At 69.2% G+C, this 17,246-nt stretch carries 17 protein-coding genes; 8 read left to right on the forward strand and 9 right to left on the reverse strand.

Annotation, left to right across the window (positions count from 1 at the left end):
• The 4 genes from IM660_RS19420 to IM660_RS19435 are packed head-to-tail and all read left to right on the forward strand — an operon-like array spanning position 1 to position 3,630.
• Entirely contained in the window at positions 1 to 924 is a 924-nt protein-coding gene (locus IM660_RS19420) for a metal ABC transporter substrate-binding protein (protein ID WP_193497384.1), read from the forward strand.
• Positions 921 to 1,667, forward strand: a complete 747-nt coding sequence (locus IM660_RS19425) for a metal ABC transporter ATP-binding protein (protein WP_193497385.1) — start codon at positions 921 to 923, stop codon at positions 1,665 to 1,667. The genes IM660_RS19420 and IM660_RS19425 overlap by 4 nt, the downstream gene beginning before the upstream one ends.
• Positions 1,664 to 2,668, forward strand: a complete 1,005-nt coding sequence (locus IM660_RS19430; protein ID WP_193497386.1) for a metal ABC transporter permease — start codon at positions 1,664 to 1,666, stop codon at positions 2,666 to 2,668. Before IM660_RS19425 ends, IM660_RS19430 begins: the two co-directional genes overlap by 4 nt.
• Complete coding sequence (locus IM660_RS19435; protein WP_193497387.1) at positions 2,665 to 3,630, forward strand: metal ABC transporter permease; 966 nt, start codon at positions 2,665 to 2,667, stop codon at positions 3,628 to 3,630. The genes IM660_RS19430 and IM660_RS19435 overlap by 4 nt, the downstream gene beginning before the upstream one ends.
• A 64-nt stretch (positions 3,631 to 3,694) precedes the next feature.
• Here IM660_RS19435 and IM660_RS19440 read toward each other — a convergent pair whose 3' ends face one another.
• The 5 genes from IM660_RS19440 to IM660_RS19460 all read right to left on the reverse strand — a co-directional run bounded on the left by IM660_RS19440 (position 3,695) and on the right by IM660_RS19460 (position 8,719).
• Complete coding sequence (locus IM660_RS19440) at positions 3,695 to 4,372, reverse strand: metal-dependent transcriptional regulator (RefSeq protein ID WP_193497388.1); 678 nt, start codon at positions 4,370 to 4,372, stop codon at positions 3,695 to 3,697.
• A 250-nt stretch (positions 4,373 to 4,622) separates the two neighbouring features.
• The gene (locus IM660_RS19445; protein ID WP_193497389.1) at positions 4,623 to 5,576 is read right to left on the reverse strand and encodes a glycine betaine ABC transporter substrate-binding protein; all 954 of its coding nucleotides are present in this window, start codon (positions 5,574 to 5,576) and stop codon (positions 4,623 to 4,625) included.
• Between the two features lie 54 nt (positions 5,577 to 5,630).
• Positions 5,631 to 6,563: an ABC transporter permease gene (locus IM660_RS19450; protein ID WP_193497390.1), complete on the reverse strand. Its 933-nt coding sequence runs from the start codon at positions 6,561 to 6,563 to the stop codon at positions 5,631 to 5,633.
• Positions 6,560 to 7,795 carry a quaternary amine ABC transporter ATP-binding protein gene (locus IM660_RS19455; RefSeq protein ID WP_193497391.1) on the reverse strand — a complete coding sequence of 412 codons (1,236 nt, stop codon included), beginning with the start codon at positions 7,793 to 7,795 and terminating at the stop codon, positions 6,560 to 6,562. The genes IM660_RS19450 and IM660_RS19455 overlap by 4 nt, the downstream gene beginning before the upstream one ends.
• Before the next feature lie 219 nt (positions 7,796 to 8,014).
• The gene (locus IM660_RS19460) at positions 8,015 to 8,719 is read right to left on the reverse strand and encodes an N-acetylmannosamine-6-phosphate 2-epimerase (protein WP_193497392.1); all 705 of its coding nucleotides are present in this window, start codon (positions 8,717 to 8,719) and stop codon (positions 8,015 to 8,017) included.
• 74 nt (positions 8,720 to 8,793) lie between these two features.
• Between IM660_RS19460 and IM660_RS19465 the strand changes: the two genes are divergently transcribed.
• Both IM660_RS19465 and IM660_RS19470 read left to right on the forward strand, forming a co-directional pair.
• Positions 8,794 to 9,759 carry an ROK family protein gene (locus IM660_RS19465; RefSeq protein WP_193497393.1) on the forward strand — a complete coding sequence of 322 codons (966 nt, stop codon included), beginning with the start codon at positions 8,794 to 8,796 and terminating at the stop codon, positions 9,757 to 9,759.
• Positions 9,753 to 10,457, forward strand: a complete 705-nt coding sequence (locus IM660_RS19470; protein WP_193497394.1) for a GntR family transcriptional regulator — start codon at positions 9,753 to 9,755, stop codon at positions 10,455 to 10,457. The genes IM660_RS19465 and IM660_RS19470 overlap by 7 nt, the downstream gene beginning before the upstream one ends.
• A 64-nt stretch (positions 10,458 to 10,521) precedes the next feature.
• On the opposite strand, the gene helR is transcribed toward IM660_RS19470, so the two are convergent.
• From helR to IM660_RS19485, 3 genes are all read right to left on the reverse strand, one after another.
• Positions 10,522 to 12,687 carry an RNA polymerase recycling motor ATPase HelR gene (helR, locus tag IM660_RS19475; protein ID WP_193497395.1) on the reverse strand — a complete coding sequence of 722 codons (2,166 nt, stop codon included), beginning with the start codon at positions 12,685 to 12,687 and terminating at the stop codon, positions 10,522 to 10,524.
• A 155-nt stretch (positions 12,688 to 12,842) separates the two neighbouring features.
• Entirely contained in the window at positions 12,843 to 13,730 is an 888-nt protein-coding gene (locus IM660_RS19480; protein ID WP_193497396.1) for an RNA polymerase sigma-70 factor, read from the reverse strand.
• Positions 13,727 to 14,926, reverse strand: coding sequence for an NAD(P)/FAD-dependent oxidoreductase (locus IM660_RS19485; protein ID WP_193497397.1), 1,200 nt, complete (start codon positions 14,924 to 14,926; stop codon positions 13,727 to 13,729). Before IM660_RS19485 ends, IM660_RS19480 begins: the two co-directional genes overlap by 4 nt.
• 125 nt (positions 14,927 to 15,051) lie before the next feature.
• Here IM660_RS19485 and IM660_RS19490 point away from each other — a divergent pair, with 125 nt between their 5' ends.
• Positions 15,052 to 16,047, forward strand: a complete 996-nt coding sequence (locus IM660_RS19490) for a zinc-binding dehydrogenase (RefSeq protein WP_193497398.1) — start codon at positions 15,052 to 15,054, stop codon at positions 16,045 to 16,047.
• Between the two features lie 53 nt (positions 16,048 to 16,100).
• Here IM660_RS19490 and IM660_RS19495 read toward each other — a convergent pair whose 3' ends face one another.
• Positions 16,101 to 16,523 (reverse strand): DUF6194 family protein, encoded by a 423-nt coding sequence (locus IM660_RS19495; RefSeq protein WP_193497399.1) that lies wholly within the window; start codon positions 16,521 to 16,523, stop codon positions 16,101 to 16,103.
• Positions 16,524 to 16,561: 38 nt separating this feature from the next.
• Between IM660_RS19495 and IM660_RS19500 the strand changes: the two genes are divergently transcribed.
• Positions 16,562 to 17,218, forward strand: coding sequence for a MerR family transcriptional regulator (locus IM660_RS19500; protein ID WP_193497400.1), 657 nt, complete (start codon positions 16,562 to 16,564; stop codon positions 17,216 to 17,218).
• The last annotated feature ends 28 nt before the right edge of the window (positions 17,219 to 17,246 follow it).

Raw genomic sequence — 17,246 nt, forward strand, 5'->3', positions numbered from 1 at the left:
ATGGCTGCCCTCCTGCTCGCCGGGTGCGGCAGCACGTCCGGCGCCGCGGGGCCCGGCGACAACGACACGGACGCCCTGACCGTCTATGCCACCACCGGCTACCTGGCGGACGCCGTCACGAACATCGCCCCGGAGGCCGAGGTGACCACGATGGTGGGTCCGGGAGGGGACCCGCACACCTACCAACCCTCCACGCGCGACATCCAGACGATCCAGTCCGCGGACGTGGTGCTCTGGAACGGCCTCCACCTCGAGGCGCAGATGATCGATCAGTTGAGCAGCCTCGGTGACCGGCAGCTCGCCGTCGGAGACCAGCTTCCCGCGGATCTCCTCCTTTCCTGGCCCGATACCGATGCCGACGGCAACCCTCTGCACGACCCGCACGTCTGGAACAGTCCCGATGCCTGGGTTCTCGTGGTGGCGGAGGTCGCCGACAAGCTCGCCGAGAGCGACCCGGCGAACGCCGCTCAGTACGAGCAGAACGCGGCCGCCTACATCGAGCAGATCGAGGCCGCCGCCGATGAGGTCGACAACCTGCTCGCCACGGTTCCCGAGCCGCGCATCGTCATCACCGGCCACGACGCCTTCGCCTACTTCGGCCACGTCTACGACCTGGACGTACGGGCCACGGACTTCATCTCCACCACCGCCCAGCTGAGCGCCTCCGAACTCAGCGAACTGGCCCGGCTGATCGCCGAGAACGAGGTGCCGGTGATCTTCCAGGACAACCAGGCCAACCCCCAGGCGATCACCAGCCTCACCGAGGCCGTCCGCTCCCTCGGCTGGGAGGTGCAGATCTCCGATGCGGAGCTCTATGCCGACTCCCTCGGCGCGGAGCCGGATGTCGATACCTACCTCGAGGTCTTCACCCACAACGCCCGTGCGATCGCCGATGCGCTCGGGGCCAGGGAGGCAGACCGATGAACTCCCCGACGGCGGCCCGTACCCGTTCCCTGAGCGTCGCCTATCGCAGCGCCCCCGTCCTGCGGAACGTCGACCTCGACGTACCCGAGGGTGTGGTGCTGGGCATCGTCGGGCCCAATGGCGCCGGCAAGTCCACGCTTCTCAAGGCCATGCTCGGGCTGGTCCGTCCCCTCACCGGGGCCACCGAGTTCTTCGGCCGCCCGTTGGCGCAGGTGCGCCAGCGGGTGGCGTACATGCCCCAGTCAGCCAGCGTGGACTGGGACTTCCCGGCAACGGTGACGGGCGTCGTCGGGATGGGCACCTACGGACGTCTCGGCTGGCTGCGACGCCCGGGCCGTACGGAACACGAGGCGACCGTGAGGGCACTCGAACACGTGGGAATCGCGGACCTCGCCGAGCGACAGATCGGCGAGCTCTCCGGTGGCCAACGGCAGCGGACGTTCCTCGCGCGAGCGCTGGCACAGGACCCGGACCTGCTGCTCATGGACGAACCGTTTCAGGGTGTCGACGCCCGCAGCCAGCACGCGATCGTGGCGGTGCTGCACGCGATGCGCAGCCAGGGTCGCACGGTGGTGCTCGTGCATCATGACCTGGCCACGGTGGCCGACTACTGCGATCACGTCGCCCTGCTGAACGAGCGGCTCGTCGCCTCCGGGCCGGTGGACGAGGTGTTCACCCGCGAGAACGTGCGGACCACCTACGACGTGACGGACACCGACGCCCTGGCGGACCTGCTGACATGAGTCCGCTGGAGTTCTTCGCCGATCACACCTACCGGATCGTGTTCGCCGGCACCGTCGTGATCGGACTGGTGGCCGGTGCACTCGGGAGCTTCGCCTACCTGCGTAAGCAGTCCCTGATCAGCGACGTGATCTCCCACGCCGCCCTCCCCGGGACGCTGATCGCCTTCCTGACGGCCGTCGTCGTGCTCGGTGCCGACGGCCGTTCGATGCTCGGCCTCATCCTCGGCGCCGTCATCGTGGGCACGGTCGCCGTCCTCGCGGCCAACGGGCTCACGCAGGCGACGAAGATCAGGATCGACACGGCGATGGCGATCTCCCTGACGGTCTTCTTCGGCGCCGGGATGCTGCTGCTGCGGGTGATCTCCAACGGCGACTACCCGGGCAAGGGCGGCATCGCCGACTACCTGTTCGGCAACGCCTCGGTCATCACGGTGGCAGATCTGGTCACCAGTGCCGTCGTGGGTGGGCTGGCGCTGCTGGTGATGGTGGTGTTCTGGAAGGAGTTCGCGCTGCGGACCTTCGACCCGGCTCATGCGTCGGCGGTGGGTTTGCGCGCATCGGCGATCGATGCGCTGATGTTCACCACCATCGTGATCGCCACCGTGATCGGCGTGAAGGCCGTCGGGCTGGTGCTGATGGTGGCGTTCGTCATCACTCCCCCAGCCGCGGCAAGACAATGGACCTCCACCCTGCGATCGATGGTCGCCCTCTCGGCAGCGATCGGCGCCGTCGGAAGTGGCGCCGGCGCCTATCTGTCGATCGTGCTCGAGATCCCGACCGGGCCCGCCATCGTGCTGACCTTGTTCGGCATCTTCGCCCTCTCGATCGCGGCCTCACCGCGACGCAGCGTCATCATGCGCGGACTGGCCCGGGCGCGTGCCCGGGCCGCGCTGCGCCGGGAGCTGCTGGCCGAGACCGAGGCGACTTTGGGTGGGTCCGTGGCGGGCGCCGGCTCGGACGGGTCCGGGGCGGGCGCCGGCTCGGGTGGTGAGCACACATGAGTTTCGCGGTCGGGGTGCTGCTGCTGGCGATCGTGACGGCGGTGGCATGTGCGCTGCCCGGGGTGTTCGTGGTGCTGCGTCGCAGCTCGATGCTGGTCGATGCGATCGGGCACGCGGTGCTGCCGGGGATCGTGGTCGGCTACGCCCTCACCCGCGATCTCGGCTCCCCGCTGCTGATCCTCGGGGCGGCGCTGGCCGGGCTGGCCGTGGTGCTCGGTGCGGAATGGCTGGGCCGGACGGGATTGCTCACCGGCGACTCCCCGCAGGGGTTGATCTTCCCGGCCCTGTTCGCGGCCGGGGTGATCGCCGTGACGCTGAACTTCGGCAACGTCCACCTCGACACCCATGCCGTGCTGGTCGGCGACCTCAACCTCGCCGCCTTCGAGCAGTGGATCGTCGGCGGCGTCTCGCTCGGGCCGACGTATCTGTACGTGATGCTCGCGGTGCTGGCGGCGAACATCGCCTTGATCGCCGTCATGTACCGGCAGCTGACCGTCACGACCTTCGACCCGGAGTTCGCCTCCTCGATCGGCATCCGCACCGGTGCCGTTCAAACCGCCTTCATGTTTCTGGTGTCGGTCACGGTCACGGCCGCGTTCCATGCCTCCGGGGCGATCCTCGTGCTGGCACTCGTGGTGGTGCCGGCGGCCACGGCGCACCTGCTCTCCCGTCGGCTGCCGGCCACCCTAGTGCTCGCCGTGGTGATCGCCGCCGGTGGTGCGGCGGCCGGGTTCGGGCTCGCCTACGTGCTCGATGCCGCCACCAGCGCAGGGATGGCCGTGTTCTACGGGCTGCTGTTCGCCGTGGCGCTGACGATCGTGAAGGTCCGCGAGCGCCGCAGGCACAGGCAACGCCCGGCGGTGGCCGGTCCTCGATCCCACCGCCCTCTCCCTCACGACCCCCACCCTCATCCCCACCTTCACGACCCCCACCCTCACGACCCCCACCCTCACCGGGGGTGAACTTGACGTCGGTTATGGGCCGATCATCGACGTCAACTTCACCCCCGGTGATCGAGCGGTCGGTTCAGTCGACGGGTGTGACCCATACGGCGTCGGTGGCCGAGCGTCCGAGCGACAGGGAGGGTGCGCCGTCGGGAAGGACGACCTCGATCGCCTCCGAGTAGGGCGCGCCGGCTCGGACCTCCAGCTCTGCCCCCACCCCGAGGCCCTGCTCAGCGAAGTGCTGCAGCAGGGCCGGGTCGTCGTCGGAGATGCGTTCCACCCGTACCCGGCTCCCGGGCTGGACTGTCGAGAGTACGACGGCGTCCGGCACGTCGATCTGCCCGTCCGCCGTGGGAATGGGGTCACCGTGGGGATCCCGGGTCGGGTGCCCGAGGTGGTCATCGATGCGCTCGACCATGAAGTCCGAGACGGCGTGCTCCAGAGTCTCTGCCTCGTCGTGCACCTGGTCCCAGGTGTAACCGAGCACCTGCACCAGGAAGGACTCGATGAGCCGGTGGCGGCGCACCATCGCCAGCGCATGTGTGCGGCCGGCGTCGGTGAGGGTGATCGCGCCGTACGGCGCATGCTCCACCAGGCCCTGATCGGTGAGCTTGCGGACGGCATCGGAGACGGTGGACAGCCGCACCCCTGCCCGGAGGGCGATCTGCGACGGCGTGGCCTCATCCCCGGTCCACTCCTGCAGCGCCCAGATCACCTTCAGATAGTTCTGTGCGCTCGCCGAGAGCTGGGAGACGGACATGCCAGAACGGTAACAAACATCAATGTTCGTCATTGTTGAACTTTTCGCGGGAGCAGATCGACAGTCCCTGACCCCAGCCAATCCCGCTCCGACGATCTCCCTGACCGACACGACATGGCTACGTCGGTCTGCGGCACCATGGCCCCGAGCTCCACGCATTCGTGTCGCTCCGGTCAGCGAGACCACACCACATGCGAAGGGCCGGCCAACCATGGCGGTCGACCGGCCCTTCGGGGACTAGCTCAGGCGATCACTCGCCGACGGAGCCAACCACGTCCGCGTTCTCGTCCAGCCACGCGGTCACGCCGGCGGCCGGGTCGTCCGGGTTGTCGTTGACGACGGAGCTCTCGAGGGCGCCGTACTGGGTGTCATCGAGGGAGATGCCACCGATGAACTCGGCAACCTCGGGGAACTCGTCGGAGAAGCCGTCAGTCGCGAGGAAGTGCAGGCCCTCGGACTCACCGAGCGCACCCTCCGGGTCCTCCAGATCACGCACGTTGTACGTGGCGTTGGCCCAGAACGGACGCCACAGCGTCACGACGATTTCTTCCTCAGCACTGATCGCGCTCTCCAGCTCGGCGAGCATCGCGGTGGTGGAGGAGGTGGCGAGCTCGAAGCCCGCCTCGTCCAGGCCGTAGGTGGGGATGACACTGTCCTGGCTGGCGGCGGTCAGACCAGCACCGGGCTCGATGCCGATGATGCGGTTGCCGAGCTCGTCGGCGTAGTCGGGCAGCTCGGCGATCGAGGTGATCTCGCTGTACTCCGGCACCGCCCAGGTGAGCTTGGCGTTGTCGTAGTAGGTGCCGAGGTCCTCGATGCTCTCGCCGTACTCCTCCATGTACTGCGCGTGCGTGACCTCGGGCCACGCGGAGGGGTAGATGTCGACATCGCCGCCGGCGAGGGCGGTGTAGAGGATGCCGGCCTCGGTGAGCTCTTCGTGCTCGACCGTGTAACCGGCCTCTTCGAGCTTGTTCTCGAGCAGGTAGGCGGTGCTCAGACCGTCGGTCCAGGAGGGGATGTAGCCGAGGGTGATCGTGCCCATGTCACCGGCCTCGTCGCCCCCTGTCTCCTCTCCAGCGGTGTCGTCACCGGTGGTCTCTTCGGCCTCACCTGAGCCGTCGCCGCAAGCGGCGAGGGTCAGACCGATGGCGGCAGCCATCACGACGGCCGAGGCGCGGCCGCGGCGGGTATGTGCGATTCGCATGTGTTCTCCTTGTATCGACGACTGTGGGTTTCGTAGTAGCAGGTAGTAGCGGGCTCAGAGCCCGACACCGGCACCGGGAGCCGGTCGACGCGACTTCGCCGCCGCGAGTTCCGCCTTGGCGGACTGGCGACGCCGCCATGCCGCACCGATCGAACCGGGAGTTGGCTGGCCGATGGCGCCAGTAAGACGGTCGAGGAAGATGGCCAGGATCACGATGCCGAGGCCTGCCTCGAATCCGACCGCGACATCGACAGTAGCCAAGGCACCCGTCACGATCTTCCCGAGGCCGGGCGCGCCGACAAATCCGGCCATGACGGCCATCGACAGGCCGAGCATGATCACCTGGTTAATGCCGGCCATGATGGTCGGCAAGCCCAGGGGAAGCTGGATGCCTCGCAGGATCTGACCCGAGGTACCGCCGAAGGCCTCACCGGCTTCGACCGTCTCGGAGTCGACCTGGCGGATACCGAGTTCGGTGAGCCGCACGCCGGGCGGCAGCGAGAAGATGATGGTCGCGACCACACCGGGTGCGAAGCCGATGCTGAAGAAGATGACGACGGGCACCAGGTAGACCAGGGCAGGCATCGTCTGCATGAAGTCCAGGACCGGTCGGACGATCGCACTGACGGTCCCGTTCTTCGCGGCCAGAATCCCCACCGGGATGGAGATGATGACCGCGACCAACGTCGCCACGAGCACCATCGACAACGTCTGCATCGCCGGTTCCCAGACCTCCATGCTGATGATCAGGGTCATGCCCAGCAGCACGAAGACGGCGAACTTCCACGACCGGACCCACGCGCCGAGCACGGCGAAGAGCGCCGCAAGCACGAGCGCGGGCAGCAGCATCAGCAGGTCGGTGAGCTCACCAGCGAGGAAGTTGAACGAGTCGCTGATGGCATCCAGGACCACCGGCAGGTTGAGCTTGATCCAATCGACCGCGGCTTCGGCACCTGCACCCAGCGGAATGTGGGGGATGAAGCTCATCGGGCACCTCCGGCTGTGGCGTCGGCCTCGGAATCGGTGCTGGTCCCGTTCTCGCTACCGTTCGGCACGGCGAGCGCACTCAGCAGGGTCACCCTGGGGATGACGCCGATCAGCGCGCCCTTCTCGTTCACGACGGCGAGCGGGCTCCGGTTCTCGGCCGCGTCACCGAACAGTTCTGCCAGCGGGGTCTCCGGGCTCACCTGCGCCACGGCGCGAGAGGGACGCGGCAGGTTGTCGCTTCCCTGGCGGATCGCCTCGGCCACATCGTCTTCCCAGACCACGCCGACGACCTTGCGGTCACGTCCGACCACCAGGAGTGAACTGGTCTGGTGCTCACTCATGAGCTTGCGCGCAGCGCGAGGTCCGGACTCGCTGCCGATCACAGCCACGGGACGTTCCATGACCGCTCCGGCCGTGAGCACGCGCGTCCGGTCGACGTCGGCGACGAACTGGGAGACATAGTCAGTGGCGGGTTCGTTCAGGATCTGCTCGGCGGTGCCGATCTGGACGATCTTTCCGTCGCGCATCATCGCGATCCGGTCGCCGAGGCGCATCGCCTCGTTCAGGTCGTGCGTGATGAACAGGATCGTCTTGCCGAGGTCGGCCTGGAGCTCGAGCAGCTGGTCCTGCATCTCCTTGCGGATCAGCGGGTCGAGTGCACTGAAGGCCTCGTCCATGAGCATGATCTCGGTTCCGGCCGCGAGCGCCCGGGCCAGGCCCACGCGCTGGCGCATCCCGCCCGACAGCTCCGAGGGCAGATGGCCGCCCCAGCCGCCGAGTCCAACCATGCCGAGCGCCTCGTCGGCTGCCTTCTCACGGTCGGCCTTGGAGACGCCCTTGAGCTCGAGCGCATAGGCGGCGTTCTCGCCCACGGTGCGGTGCGGCAGCAGCGCGAAGTGCTGGAAGACCATGCTGACCTTGTTCCGGCGCAGCGCACGCAATCCTGCCGGCGGCAGGTGCGTGACGTCGTCGCCGTCCACGAGCAACGTGCCCGCGGTGGGCTCCAGGAGCCCGTTGACGTTACGGATCAGCGTGGACTTTCCCGAACCGGACAGTCCCATGACGACGAAGATCTCGCCGGGCTGCACGTCAAACGTGGCGTCGATGACGGCTGCGGTCAGCCCTTCCTTCATGAGCTGCTCGCGGGTCGCACCCTCGCGCAGCATCTTCACGCCGCGCTGTGGACGGCGGCCGAAGATCTTGGTCAGACCTGTTGCCTCAATGGCCGGCACGATGCTCCCGGGTCAGATTCCATGGACGTTCACCACGCGGACGTATGCGCGTCGTGACGGTGCCGCAAGCACACGATCGGGTACCCTCTCGGCCCGCGGCGATACTCCACCATTGCATGAGTCTTCGGGGCTATGCACATCCATAGGGTCACGGCGCTGTAACGATCAGGCTGCTCTCACGTGGGCTCTGAATTGCTGCCGTATCGCTGTTCTCCCCGGCTACAACGCCTCGCGGAACCAACCGGTGATCGACGCCGGGTGCGTGATCGCCGTCCCGACGCACACCGCATACGCCCCGGCCTGGCGCGCCTGAGCCGCCTCCGACGGCGTCCGGATCCGCCCCTCGGCAACCACCGGGACGTCAACCGAACCAACCATCTCGCGCACCAGGTCGAGATCGGGTCCTGGCCCGGGCTGGCGCTCACTGGTGTAGCCGGAGAGTGTGGTGCTCACCACGTCCGCACCCGCCTCGGCCGCGGCCTCGGCGTCCGCCAGGGAACCGCAATCGGCCATCACCATGGCCGCTGTACGACTGTGCAGTTCAGTGATGGTCTCCGCCAAAGTCAGGCCGTCGGGGCGCGCACGCCGGGTGCCATCGATCGCCACGATGCTCGCACCTGCCTCCAAGATCGCCAGCGCGTGCTCGAGCGTCGGAGTGATGTACACACCCTCGGCGCCGACCTTCCACAGGCCCACGATCGGCGCCTCGACCTGCGCGGCCACGGCACGGACGTCGTCGGGACTCTCGATCCTGACCGCTACGGCACCGCCGCGGACGACGGACTGGGCGACCTGCGTCGTCGTGCGGGGGTCCCGCATCGGCTCACCGGGATAGGCCTGGCACGAAACGATCAGACCCCCACGCAAGGCCTCGAGGAGGCGCGCGCTGCCCGCGGATGCTGCGGTCGAGCCAGGCGTGGTCATCGGGAACCTCCAAGGGTCGGGAACCGGCACTATCACCCTAGGGTAATCTGATCACCCTAGCGTGAAGGAGAGAGATGCCGATGACTCCCCGAGTCGTCGTCGCCGTCGACATCGGCGGGACGAAGACCGCGGCTGCCACTGTCACGCGCGACGCTCAGGTGGGCCCGATCCAGCATGTGCCCACCCCAGCGGCGGCGGGGCCCGAAGCAGTGATCGCATCCGTCGCGGACCTGATCCGCTCCGTGCTCGAGCAGGCCAGCGACGACGACGGCACCGTCCCGCCCCTCCTGGGCATCGGAGTCGCAACCGCGGGCATGGTCGACACTCGCACCGGAACGATCGTGGCCGCCAACAGCACCTTTCCCGGCTGGCCAGGCACCGCCGTCGGGAAGCGCCTGAGCGGCCTCTTCGAGACCAAGGTGAGGGTGCAGCACGACGTGGCCGCCCACGGCGCGGGAGAGGCCTGGGCCGGGGCGGGGCGGGGCGCGACGTGTGCGCTGATGGTGGCGGTAGGGACGGGTGTGGGGTCAGCGATCGTGCTGGAGGGCCGCTCGCGTGGCGGTGCCCACCATGCAGCCGGCGAGATGGGACACATGCCCTCGCGCCTGGCCGCAAGCATGCCCTGCCCGTGCGGTCGCACCGGGCATCTGGAAGCGATCGCCAGCGGCCCGGCCATCGCCTCCCGATACCAGGCGATCCGCGGCGGGGATGCACAGACACCGGTAGTCCTCGCCCGAGCGGATGCCGGAGAGCCTGACGCCGTCAGCGTCGTGCGCGATGCCGCCACCGCGCTCGGCGAGGCGATCGCCGGCAGCGTCACCGTGCTCGATCCGGAGGTCGTGATCCTCGGAGGAGGCATCGCCAGGGCGTCACAGACCTGGCTGACCACCCTGCGCCAGAGCGTGCACCACGAGCTGGTCGCACCCTTGCGCGAGATCCCGCTACGGCTCTCCGAGCTCGAGGGTGCCGCACCGCTGCTCGGCGCGGCACGAGCGGTCTGGCAGGCCGACGACGACATGCCGGCCGGTGGCCGATGGTGACGAAGTACGCGGCGATCGCGCGCGATCTCTCGGCCCTCGTGGACTCCAAGGAACCCGGTGAGCGCATCCCCAGTGAACAGGAGCTGGCCGCCCGGTACAGGGTGTCGGCGATGACGGTGCGGCGCGCCCTGCAGATCCTGATCGAGAGCGGCCGGATTGAGGGAATCCCCGGCCGCGGAACGTTCGTGCGCGAGCCCGCAGTGACCAAGCCACTGACGTCGACGTCCTTCAGCGAGACGATGCGCGCTTCCGGCCGGGTACCGAGCAGCCGGCTGCTCTCAGCCGCGATCGAGCCCGCTACCGAGGAGGAGTGCTGGCAGCTCGGGCTGGAACCCGGTGATGCGGTGCTGCGCATCCGGCGGGTGCGCTACGGCGACGACGTCCCGCTCTGCCTGGAGCATGCGCGGCTCGCCGCCGCACGATTTCCCGGGCTGCTCGGCCACGACCTCGACGCCTCGCTGTACGCCATTCTTCGCACGAAGTACGCCACGGTGATCAGCAGGGCCCGGTTCGAGGTGGCGGCGACGCATGCGAGCCCCGGCAGCGCACAGCATCTGGGCATCGACACCACCACCCCGTGCCTGCGCACCCGCACCTGGGGGCGTGCGAGCGACGGCGCGATCGTCGAGCACACGACATCCTTGTACCGAGGGGACATGTACCGGCTGACGCTCGAGGACGCTCCCGGAGGAAAGTGACCGGCATACTGCCACGTCGTGCTCTCACGGGCCCGGTTGGCAGCATGTGCGTCGATGTCGTCGCTCAGGTCAGCACCACCAGCTCCCGGGTGGACCGGGTCATCGCGACGTACCGGTCCACCGCGCCGGTGATGCCGTCCCCGAACTCCTCCGGGCGCACCAGCACGACCAGGTCGAACTCGAGCCCCTTGGCCAGCTGCGGCGTCAATGACTGCACGCGATCGGTGCCGACGAACTCCGGGTGCCCGATCACGCACGCGGTACCGGAGTGCTCGGCCAGCCATTCCTCGAGGATCGTCTCCAGCTCGGAGACGGTCCCGCGCCGCACCGGGACCCCGCTGGAACGGATGGAGGTGGGCACGTTCGCGTCGGGGAGAGCAGCACGGATCACCGGTTCGGCCTCGGCCATCACCTCCGACGGCGTGCGGTAGTTGGTCGACAGGCTCGCCAGGCGGGTGCGGGTGATCCCGACCCGCTCCAGCCGCTGCGCCCACGACTCGGAGAAGCCACGCCGCGCCTGCGCCCGATCCCCGACGATCGTCAGGCTCGCCGAGGGGCACCGGGCCAGGATCATCTGCCACTCGGCGTCGGTGAGCTCCTGCGCCTCGTCCACCACCACGTGCGCGAACGGCCCGGCGAGCCGGTCCCGGCCCTCCCGAGGCAGTGCCGAGTCGTCCACCAGTGCCTCCTGCAGGTCCTCGTGCCGCAGCATCGTCATCACCCCGAGCTCGGAGTCATCGTGCTCCATCAGGTGGTCGATCACCTCCCCAATGGCGGCACGCTCCTTGGCGACGGCGTCTGCTCGCTCCCGCTCCCGGCGCACCAGTCCCGCGTCCCCCAGCAGGCGGCGGGCGGCATCAAGCAGTGGGAGGTCGGCGGTGGTCCAGGCGTGGGGATCCTTGCGCTGCAGCAACCGGATCTCCTCGCGGGAGAGCCAGGGTGCGCACAGTTTCAGGAACGCCGGGACCGTCCACAGATCCCCGACGACGTCCGTCGCCTCGAGTGTCGGCCATGCCCGGCTCAGTGCCTCGGTCAGGGCGCTGCTGCGGGTGAGGTTGCGGCGGATCACCTCGGGGGCCGCTTCTTCGTCATCGGTGAGCTTGTCGGCGACGATCTCCACGAGCGCATCCCAGATGTCTGTCAGCGCCTCGTTGTGCGGCACGCTCGGGTCGACGGCGCGGAAGGCCTCAGCCCAGTCCTCCGGTGTGAGCACGAGCTTCGCCCAGGGCAGGGTGACCCATGTGTCCTCAGCGGGTGGCTCCTCGTAGAACCGGATGCCGGTGCGGATGCCGCGCACCATCTGCGCCGACGTCTTGAGCCGGGCGACCTCCGGATCGGCCTCAGCCAGCGCGGCAGCGCCCTCCGGTTGCATGTCAGCGAGGGTGCAGGTGGCCACCCCGTCCTCACCCAGGCTGGGCAGCACATCGGAGACGTAGTGCAGATAGGGCCGGTGCGGTCCGACGACGAGCACGCCACCGCGCCCCTCGCCGAGCTGCGGGTCGGAATAGGTGAGATACGCGGCCCGGTGCAGGGCGACGACGGTCTTCCCCGTCCCCGGTCCGCCGTCGACGATCAGCGCACCAGCCCCCGGGGAACGGACGATGGCGTCCTGATCGGCAGCGATGGTGCCGAGCACGTCGCGCATCCGGTCCGAGCGGGAGGCGCCGAGACTGGCGATGAAGGCGGACTGATCGTCCATCGCGGCGCTCTGCTGCACGCCGGTCTCGAACACCTCGTCCCAGTAGTCGACGATGCGTCCCCGGCTCCACCGGTACCGGCGGCGGCTGGTCAGGCCCATGGGGTCGCCGTGGGTCGCCCCGAAGAATGGTTCGGCGGCCGGCGAACGCCAATCGACCAGCAGCCGGCGGCCGGTGTGGTCGGTGAGGCCGAGCCGTCCCACGTAGGTGGTCTCGCCGTCGGCGGCCACCATCCGGCCCAGCACCAGGTCGAGGCCGAAGCGGCGCAACGTGCGGATCCGGGTGGTGAGCCGGCGGATCTCGACGTCTCGCTCCACAGCTTCCTGCCCGGATCGGCCGGGGTTCTTCTTGGTGGCGGCGAGCCGGTCAGTGAGATCGGAGATCTGGCTCTCGACAGCGTCGGCCACCTCGGCGAGCCGGGTCTCGTCCTCGCTGATCAGGGCAGGGTCGGTCTTGGCGGCGAGGTGGTCGGGGAGGGCGAACGGGGTCAAGGCGGTGTCAGCGTGGCGATCGGTGGCGGATGACTGCGGCATCGTGCGGCTCCGGGATAGGGCGGGGAGGCCATGGGGCGAGCGACGATTGTGCGCCACCACGGGGGCCTTGCCGCAAGGCCCCCCATGGGATATACCTTGGAAAGGGCAGGGAGATGGAGCCAGGGATCCGGACGGCATTCCACCTCGCCACGCACTCAGCGCACGGCCAGCGCGACCTCCGCCTCCACGCCCGAGAGTTTGGCGGGATTGCGCACGTAGTACATCCCGGCGATCCGGGCATTCTCAACCGTGAAAGCGATGACCCCGTCGAATTCGCCATCCACGTCGATCGCGAGCGCCGGGCCACCATTGACCATCACAGGACGCACCACGACTCCCGCCATCGACGTGGCGATCCCTCCGATCAGCAGGCGCGCCACCTTCTCGGCTCCGATGATCGGGCGCAGCGCGGCCCTCTTCACGCCACCGCCATCGGCCATGTACACCACGTCGGGAGCGAGCACGTCGAGGAGCCGCTGCGGATCGCCCGCCATGACCGCGGCCTGGAAGGACTCCAGCGCCGCCCTGGCCTCGCGGGCCGACACCGTGGCGCGCGGGCGACGGGCTTCGACGTGCTGCCGCGCCCGGTGGGCGATCTGGCGAACGGCTGCCGGTGTCTTCTCGACGGCGGCAGCGATCTCGTCGTATCCGACGTCGAAGACCTCCCGGAGCACGAAGACGGCGCGCTCGGTTGGGGAGAGGGTCTCCAGCACCAGCATCAGGGCCATCGACACGCTCTCCGCAAGCTCGGCGTTCTCGGCGACATCCGGGGTGGTGAGCAGTGGTTCGGGCAGCCACGCACCGACGTAGGACTCCTTGCGCCGGGCCAGCGTGCGCAACCGGTTCAGCGATTGGCGGGTGACGATCCGCACCAGGTAGGCGCGCTGGTCCCGCACCTGCGCCAGGTCCACCCGCGCCCATCGCAACCATGCCTCCTGGAGCACGTCCTCGGCGTCGGCGGCCGAGCCGAGCATCTCGTAGGCGACCGTGAACAACAGGTTGCGGTGGGCGACGAACGCGGCGGTGGCCAGATCGGTGCTCATCGGTTGATCGTCCTCCGAGGGCCGCTCGGTGCGCCAGAGGCGGCTGCGAGCTGGGCGGCCCGGCTCCCGTCGCCCACCCACCGGCGCGAGCCCGGGGTGGTCGCTTCCTTGCGGAGCTGGTCGATGGTGGCCCGGCAGACGTATTCCTTGAGCCTGGCACCGGCGCGCCCTCCGATGTGCAGGGCGATGGCCTCGTCTCCGGCGCGCGCGAGCTGGATGATCCCGGCGCTGCGGCCGAGACTGAGGCACTGGCCGACGAACCGCAGGGAGAACTCCTCGGGTTCGGCGCCGGTGCGTCGGCGCAGCACCGTGTCGGCAGCGTGCGCGCCGAGCGGCCCCGCGGCCTGGCAGCTCATCCGATAGGGCACACCGGAGGGGGCGGCAGCGTCACCGGCGGCGATGATGCGCGGGTCGTCGATGCTGGTGAGGGTCTCGTCGGTGAGCAACCGGCCGAGGTTGTCGGTGCTCAGGTTGCTGCGGCGGGCGAGGCCGGGTACCGCGAATCCCGCCGTCCAGATGGTCACCGCGCTGGGCAGCTTCCGTCCGTCGGAGAGCACGACGGCGTCCCTCGCCGCGGTCTGGACGGTGGCGCTGGTGCCACTGATCACGGTGACGCCCAGGCGTGTCAGCTCACGAGCCACGTGGGCGCGGCCCTTGCGATGCAGCGAGGGGCCGAGCTCACGGCCGCAGACCAGGGTGACGGCCCGGCCTGCCTCAGCGAGTTCGGTGGCGGTCTCGATGCCGGTGGGCCCGCCGCCCACGACGACGACGGGTGCCGTTGGCCCGGTGGCCTCCAGTGCGGCACGCAGCCGTTGCGCCTCGTCCAGGCTGGCGATCGGGTAGGCGTAGTCGGCGGCACCAGGAACGTCGAGTGTGGCGCTGGTGCTGCCGACGGCGTAGACCAGGTAGTCGTACGGCATGGTCTCACCGGAGGCGAGGGTGAGGGTCCGATCAGGTGCGTTGATGGTGGTAGCGGTGTCGATGCGGAGGCGGACGGCCGGGGCGAGGACGTCCCGGAGGGTGACCTCGGCGCCGCCGGTTCCGGCGGCGAGCTGGTGAAGCCGGATACGTTCGATGAACACCGGGTACGGGTTGATCAGGGTGACGGTGACGTCCTCACGCTGGGTGAGCCGGTTGGCGGCGTGCACGCCGGCGTAGCCGGCGCCGAGGACGACGACGCGAGTGGTGGATGTCATCAGGTGCTCCTTCGTCTCGTGGGTTCATACACGAGACACCGCCCCGGCGGTTGGCGTGACAGCTGGAGGTCGTCAGCGTCCAGGTGGTGCGGCGTCCGGAAGGGCCCGGCCACTACGATCGGCTCATGCGAGCGGTACGGATCCACGGCACACAGGACATGCGGCTCGAGGACGTGGCGGCACCCGAGCCCGGTGCGGGCCAGGTTGCCATCCGGCCGGCTTACGTCGGGATCTGCGGCTCCGACCTGCACTACTTCTCCGACGGCGCGGCGGGGATCTTCCGCATCGTCGATCCCCTGATCCCCGGGCACGAGATGTCCGGAACCATCGAGTCCGACCCGGCTGGGCGACTCGACCCCGGCACCCCGGTGACGGTCCATCCCTCCACGTGGGGGCCGCCGTCGGAAGGGCCACGGCACACCTGGCCGGGAGGAACGTTCCTGGGCAGCGCCTCCACCTCCCCTCATACGCAGGGGGCGATGGCGGAACGGTTGATCGTGGCGGCGGACCAGGTGCGCCCGCTGCCCACAGGACTGTCGTTGCGTACCGCGGCGCTGGTCGAGCCCCTGGCGGTCGCGCTGCATGCACTCTCGGTTGTGCCGGAGGGAGGCCGGGTGCTGGTGTCAGGGTCCGGGCCGATCGGGCTGCTCACCGCGGCGGCAGCCCGTGCCCAGGGCGCCGAGGTGTGGTGCGCCGATGTGCGTTCGGGGCCGCTCGAGCGTGCCCGCGCGCTGGGCGCCCACGAGGTGGTCGATGTGTCCGGGACGGCGCTGCCCGAGTCCACCTTCGACGTGGTCTTGGAGTGCGCTGGGCTCCCGCAGACCCTGCACGCACTGCTGCTGGCATGCCGGCGCGGTGGCACGCTCGTACAGGTGGGGAACGTGCCGAACGAGGACCGACCTGTGAATCTCGCGCCCATCGTGTCCAAGGAGATCGCCCTGCGCGGGGTGTTCCGCTACGACACCGAGATCGATCAGGCCATCGCGATGCTCACCGAGAACCCGCAGATCGCGGCCGTGATCACGCATGAGTTCCCGCTCGCCGACGTGCACGAGGCATTCGCCATGGCCGCGGACTCGCAGGAGTCGGGGAAGGTGATCGTGCGGGTGAGCGGCGCCTGAGGCAGTGAGAGCGTCACCCACGGGCCGGCCATGCCCAGGTGGCGAACACTGCTTCACTCCCGACGGCGTTCCCACCGGCGCCGCGCCGCCGCGTGTGCCTCTCGCAACAGGGCCTCCAGCTCGGCCGAGGAGGCCGGCCCGGGCTGCGCCACGCACACCCAGCCGAGGCGGGCATAGGCCGGGTGAGGCATGACCTGGTCCCGCACGCTGGGATCCGCCGGCGGTTCCTGCCCGCGGCGTCCGGCATCCACGTTCACACGGAACACTCCGGCGCCCAACCCCGACGGCGGCTCGTCCGGATAGTCCTTGACGATCACGGTGGCGAAGGGCTGGCCGGGTGGGAGGACGCCGTCGGGGGCGTAGTAGAAGAACAGGTCACCCCAGGCGAGCTCGGGGGTACCGTCACCCGGCGTGGGGCGAAGGGTGAGGACTCCTGGCAGAGACCCGACGAACGTGGCGATTTCGGTGATAGACATGCTTCAAGTCGATCATTGAAGTGCTCGTGGAGGGTTGGGTGCGCACAGGTGAGCTGGCACGCCGGGCGGGATGCTCGGTGCAGCAGGTTCGTGTGCTCGCCGCGGCCGGGGTGCTACCGCCGGTTCCTCGGACCGGTTCGGGGTACCGGGTGTTCGGCCAGTCGCACCTGCGCCACCTGCGTGCCTACCAAGCTCTCGCCCTGGCGATCGGGCCCGTGGCTGCACGAGAGGTGATGTGTGCCGATGGGGTCGATGCGATGGTCGCCTTGCTCGATGCCGCTCATGCCGGGCTGGATCGCGAGCGCCGTGAGGTGCGTCTAGCGCGTGAGGCGGCGGTGGCGATCCGAGGTGAACCGGTCAGCGGCGGTGAGGCGATGTCGATCGGGGAACTGGCGCTCGCGCTGGGTATCCGACCCTCGACCCTGAGGCACTGGGAGTCGGAGGGACTGGTGAGGCCGGATCGTGACCGGCGCGGCTACCGCCGGTATTCGCCGGCAGCCGTACGGGACGCCAGGCTGGCGCACCAGTTGCGCCAGGCGGGCTACCGGATCGAGGCGATGCGGGAGCTGCTGCCGCGATTGCTGCGCTCGGATGCGGCCGCCGTGCTGGATGCGCGTGAACGGGACATCGCACAACGTTCACGGGAGTTGTTCGCAGCGACGGGATTGCTGGCCGAGGCGATCGAGGCTGGTTGAGGCGATCGAGGCTGGCTGAGCGCCGGAT

This window comes from Ruania alkalisoli (assembly GCF_014960965.1).
GTDB classification, from domain to species: domain Bacteria; phylum Actinomycetota; class Actinomycetes; order Actinomycetales; family Beutenbergiaceae; genus Ruania; species Ruania alkalisoli.

Bases quoted from the DNA above. Each gene is read 5' to 3' on its own strand.
- IM660_RS19420 (WP_193497384.1), top strand. From the start codon at position 1: ATGGCTGCCCTCCTGCTCGCCGGGTGCGGCAGCACGTCCGGCGCCGCG.
- IM660_RS19425 (WP_193497385.1), top strand. From the start codon at position 921: ATGAACTCCCCGACGGCGGCCCGTACCCGTTCCCTGAGCGTCGCCTAT.
- IM660_RS19430 (WP_193497386.1), top strand. From the start codon at position 1,664: ATGAGTCCGCTGGAGTTCTTCGCCGATCACACCTACCGGATCGTGTTC.
- IM660_RS19435 (WP_193497387.1), top strand. From the start codon at position 2,665: ATGAGTTTCGCGGTCGGGGTGCTGCTGCTGGCGATCGTGACGGCGGTG.
- IM660_RS19440 (WP_193497388.1), bottom strand. From the start codon at position 4,372: ATGTCCGTCTCCCAGCTCTCGGCGAGCGCACAGAACTATCTGAAGGTG.
- IM660_RS19445 (WP_193497389.1), bottom strand. From the start codon at position 5,576: ATGCGAATCGCACATACCCGCCGCGGCCGCGCCTCGGCCGTCGTGATG.
- IM660_RS19450 (WP_193497390.1), bottom strand. From the start codon at position 6,563: ATGAGCTTCATCCCCCACATTCCGCTGGGTGCAGGTGCCGAAGCCGCG.
- IM660_RS19460 (WP_193497392.1), bottom strand. From the start codon at position 8,719: ATGACCACGCCTGGCTCGACCGCAGCATCCGCGGGCAGCGCGCGCCTC.
- IM660_RS19465 (WP_193497393.1), top strand. From the start codon at position 8,794: ATGCCGATGACTCCCCGAGTCGTCGTCGCCGTCGACATCGGCGGGACG.
- IM660_RS19470 (WP_193497394.1), top strand. From the start codon at position 9,753: ATGGTGACGAAGTACGCGGCGATCGCGCGCGATCTCTCGGCCCTCGTG.
- helR (WP_193497395.1), bottom strand. From the start codon at position 12,687: ATGCCGCAGTCATCCGCCACCGATCGCCACGCTGACACCGCCTTGACC.
- IM660_RS19480 (WP_193497396.1), bottom strand. From the start codon at position 13,730: ATGAGCACCGATCTGGCCACCGCCGCGTTCGTCGCCCACCGCAACCTG.
- IM660_RS19485 (WP_193497397.1), bottom strand. From the start codon at position 14,926: ATGACATCCACCACTCGCGTCGTCGTCCTCGGCGCCGGCTACGCCGGC.
- IM660_RS19490 (WP_193497398.1), top strand. From the start codon at position 15,052: ATGCGAGCGGTACGGATCCACGGCACACAGGACATGCGGCTCGAGGAC.
- IM660_RS19495 (WP_193497399.1), bottom strand. From the start codon at position 16,523: ATGTCTATCACCGAAATCGCCACGTTCGTCGGGTCTCTGCCAGGAGTC.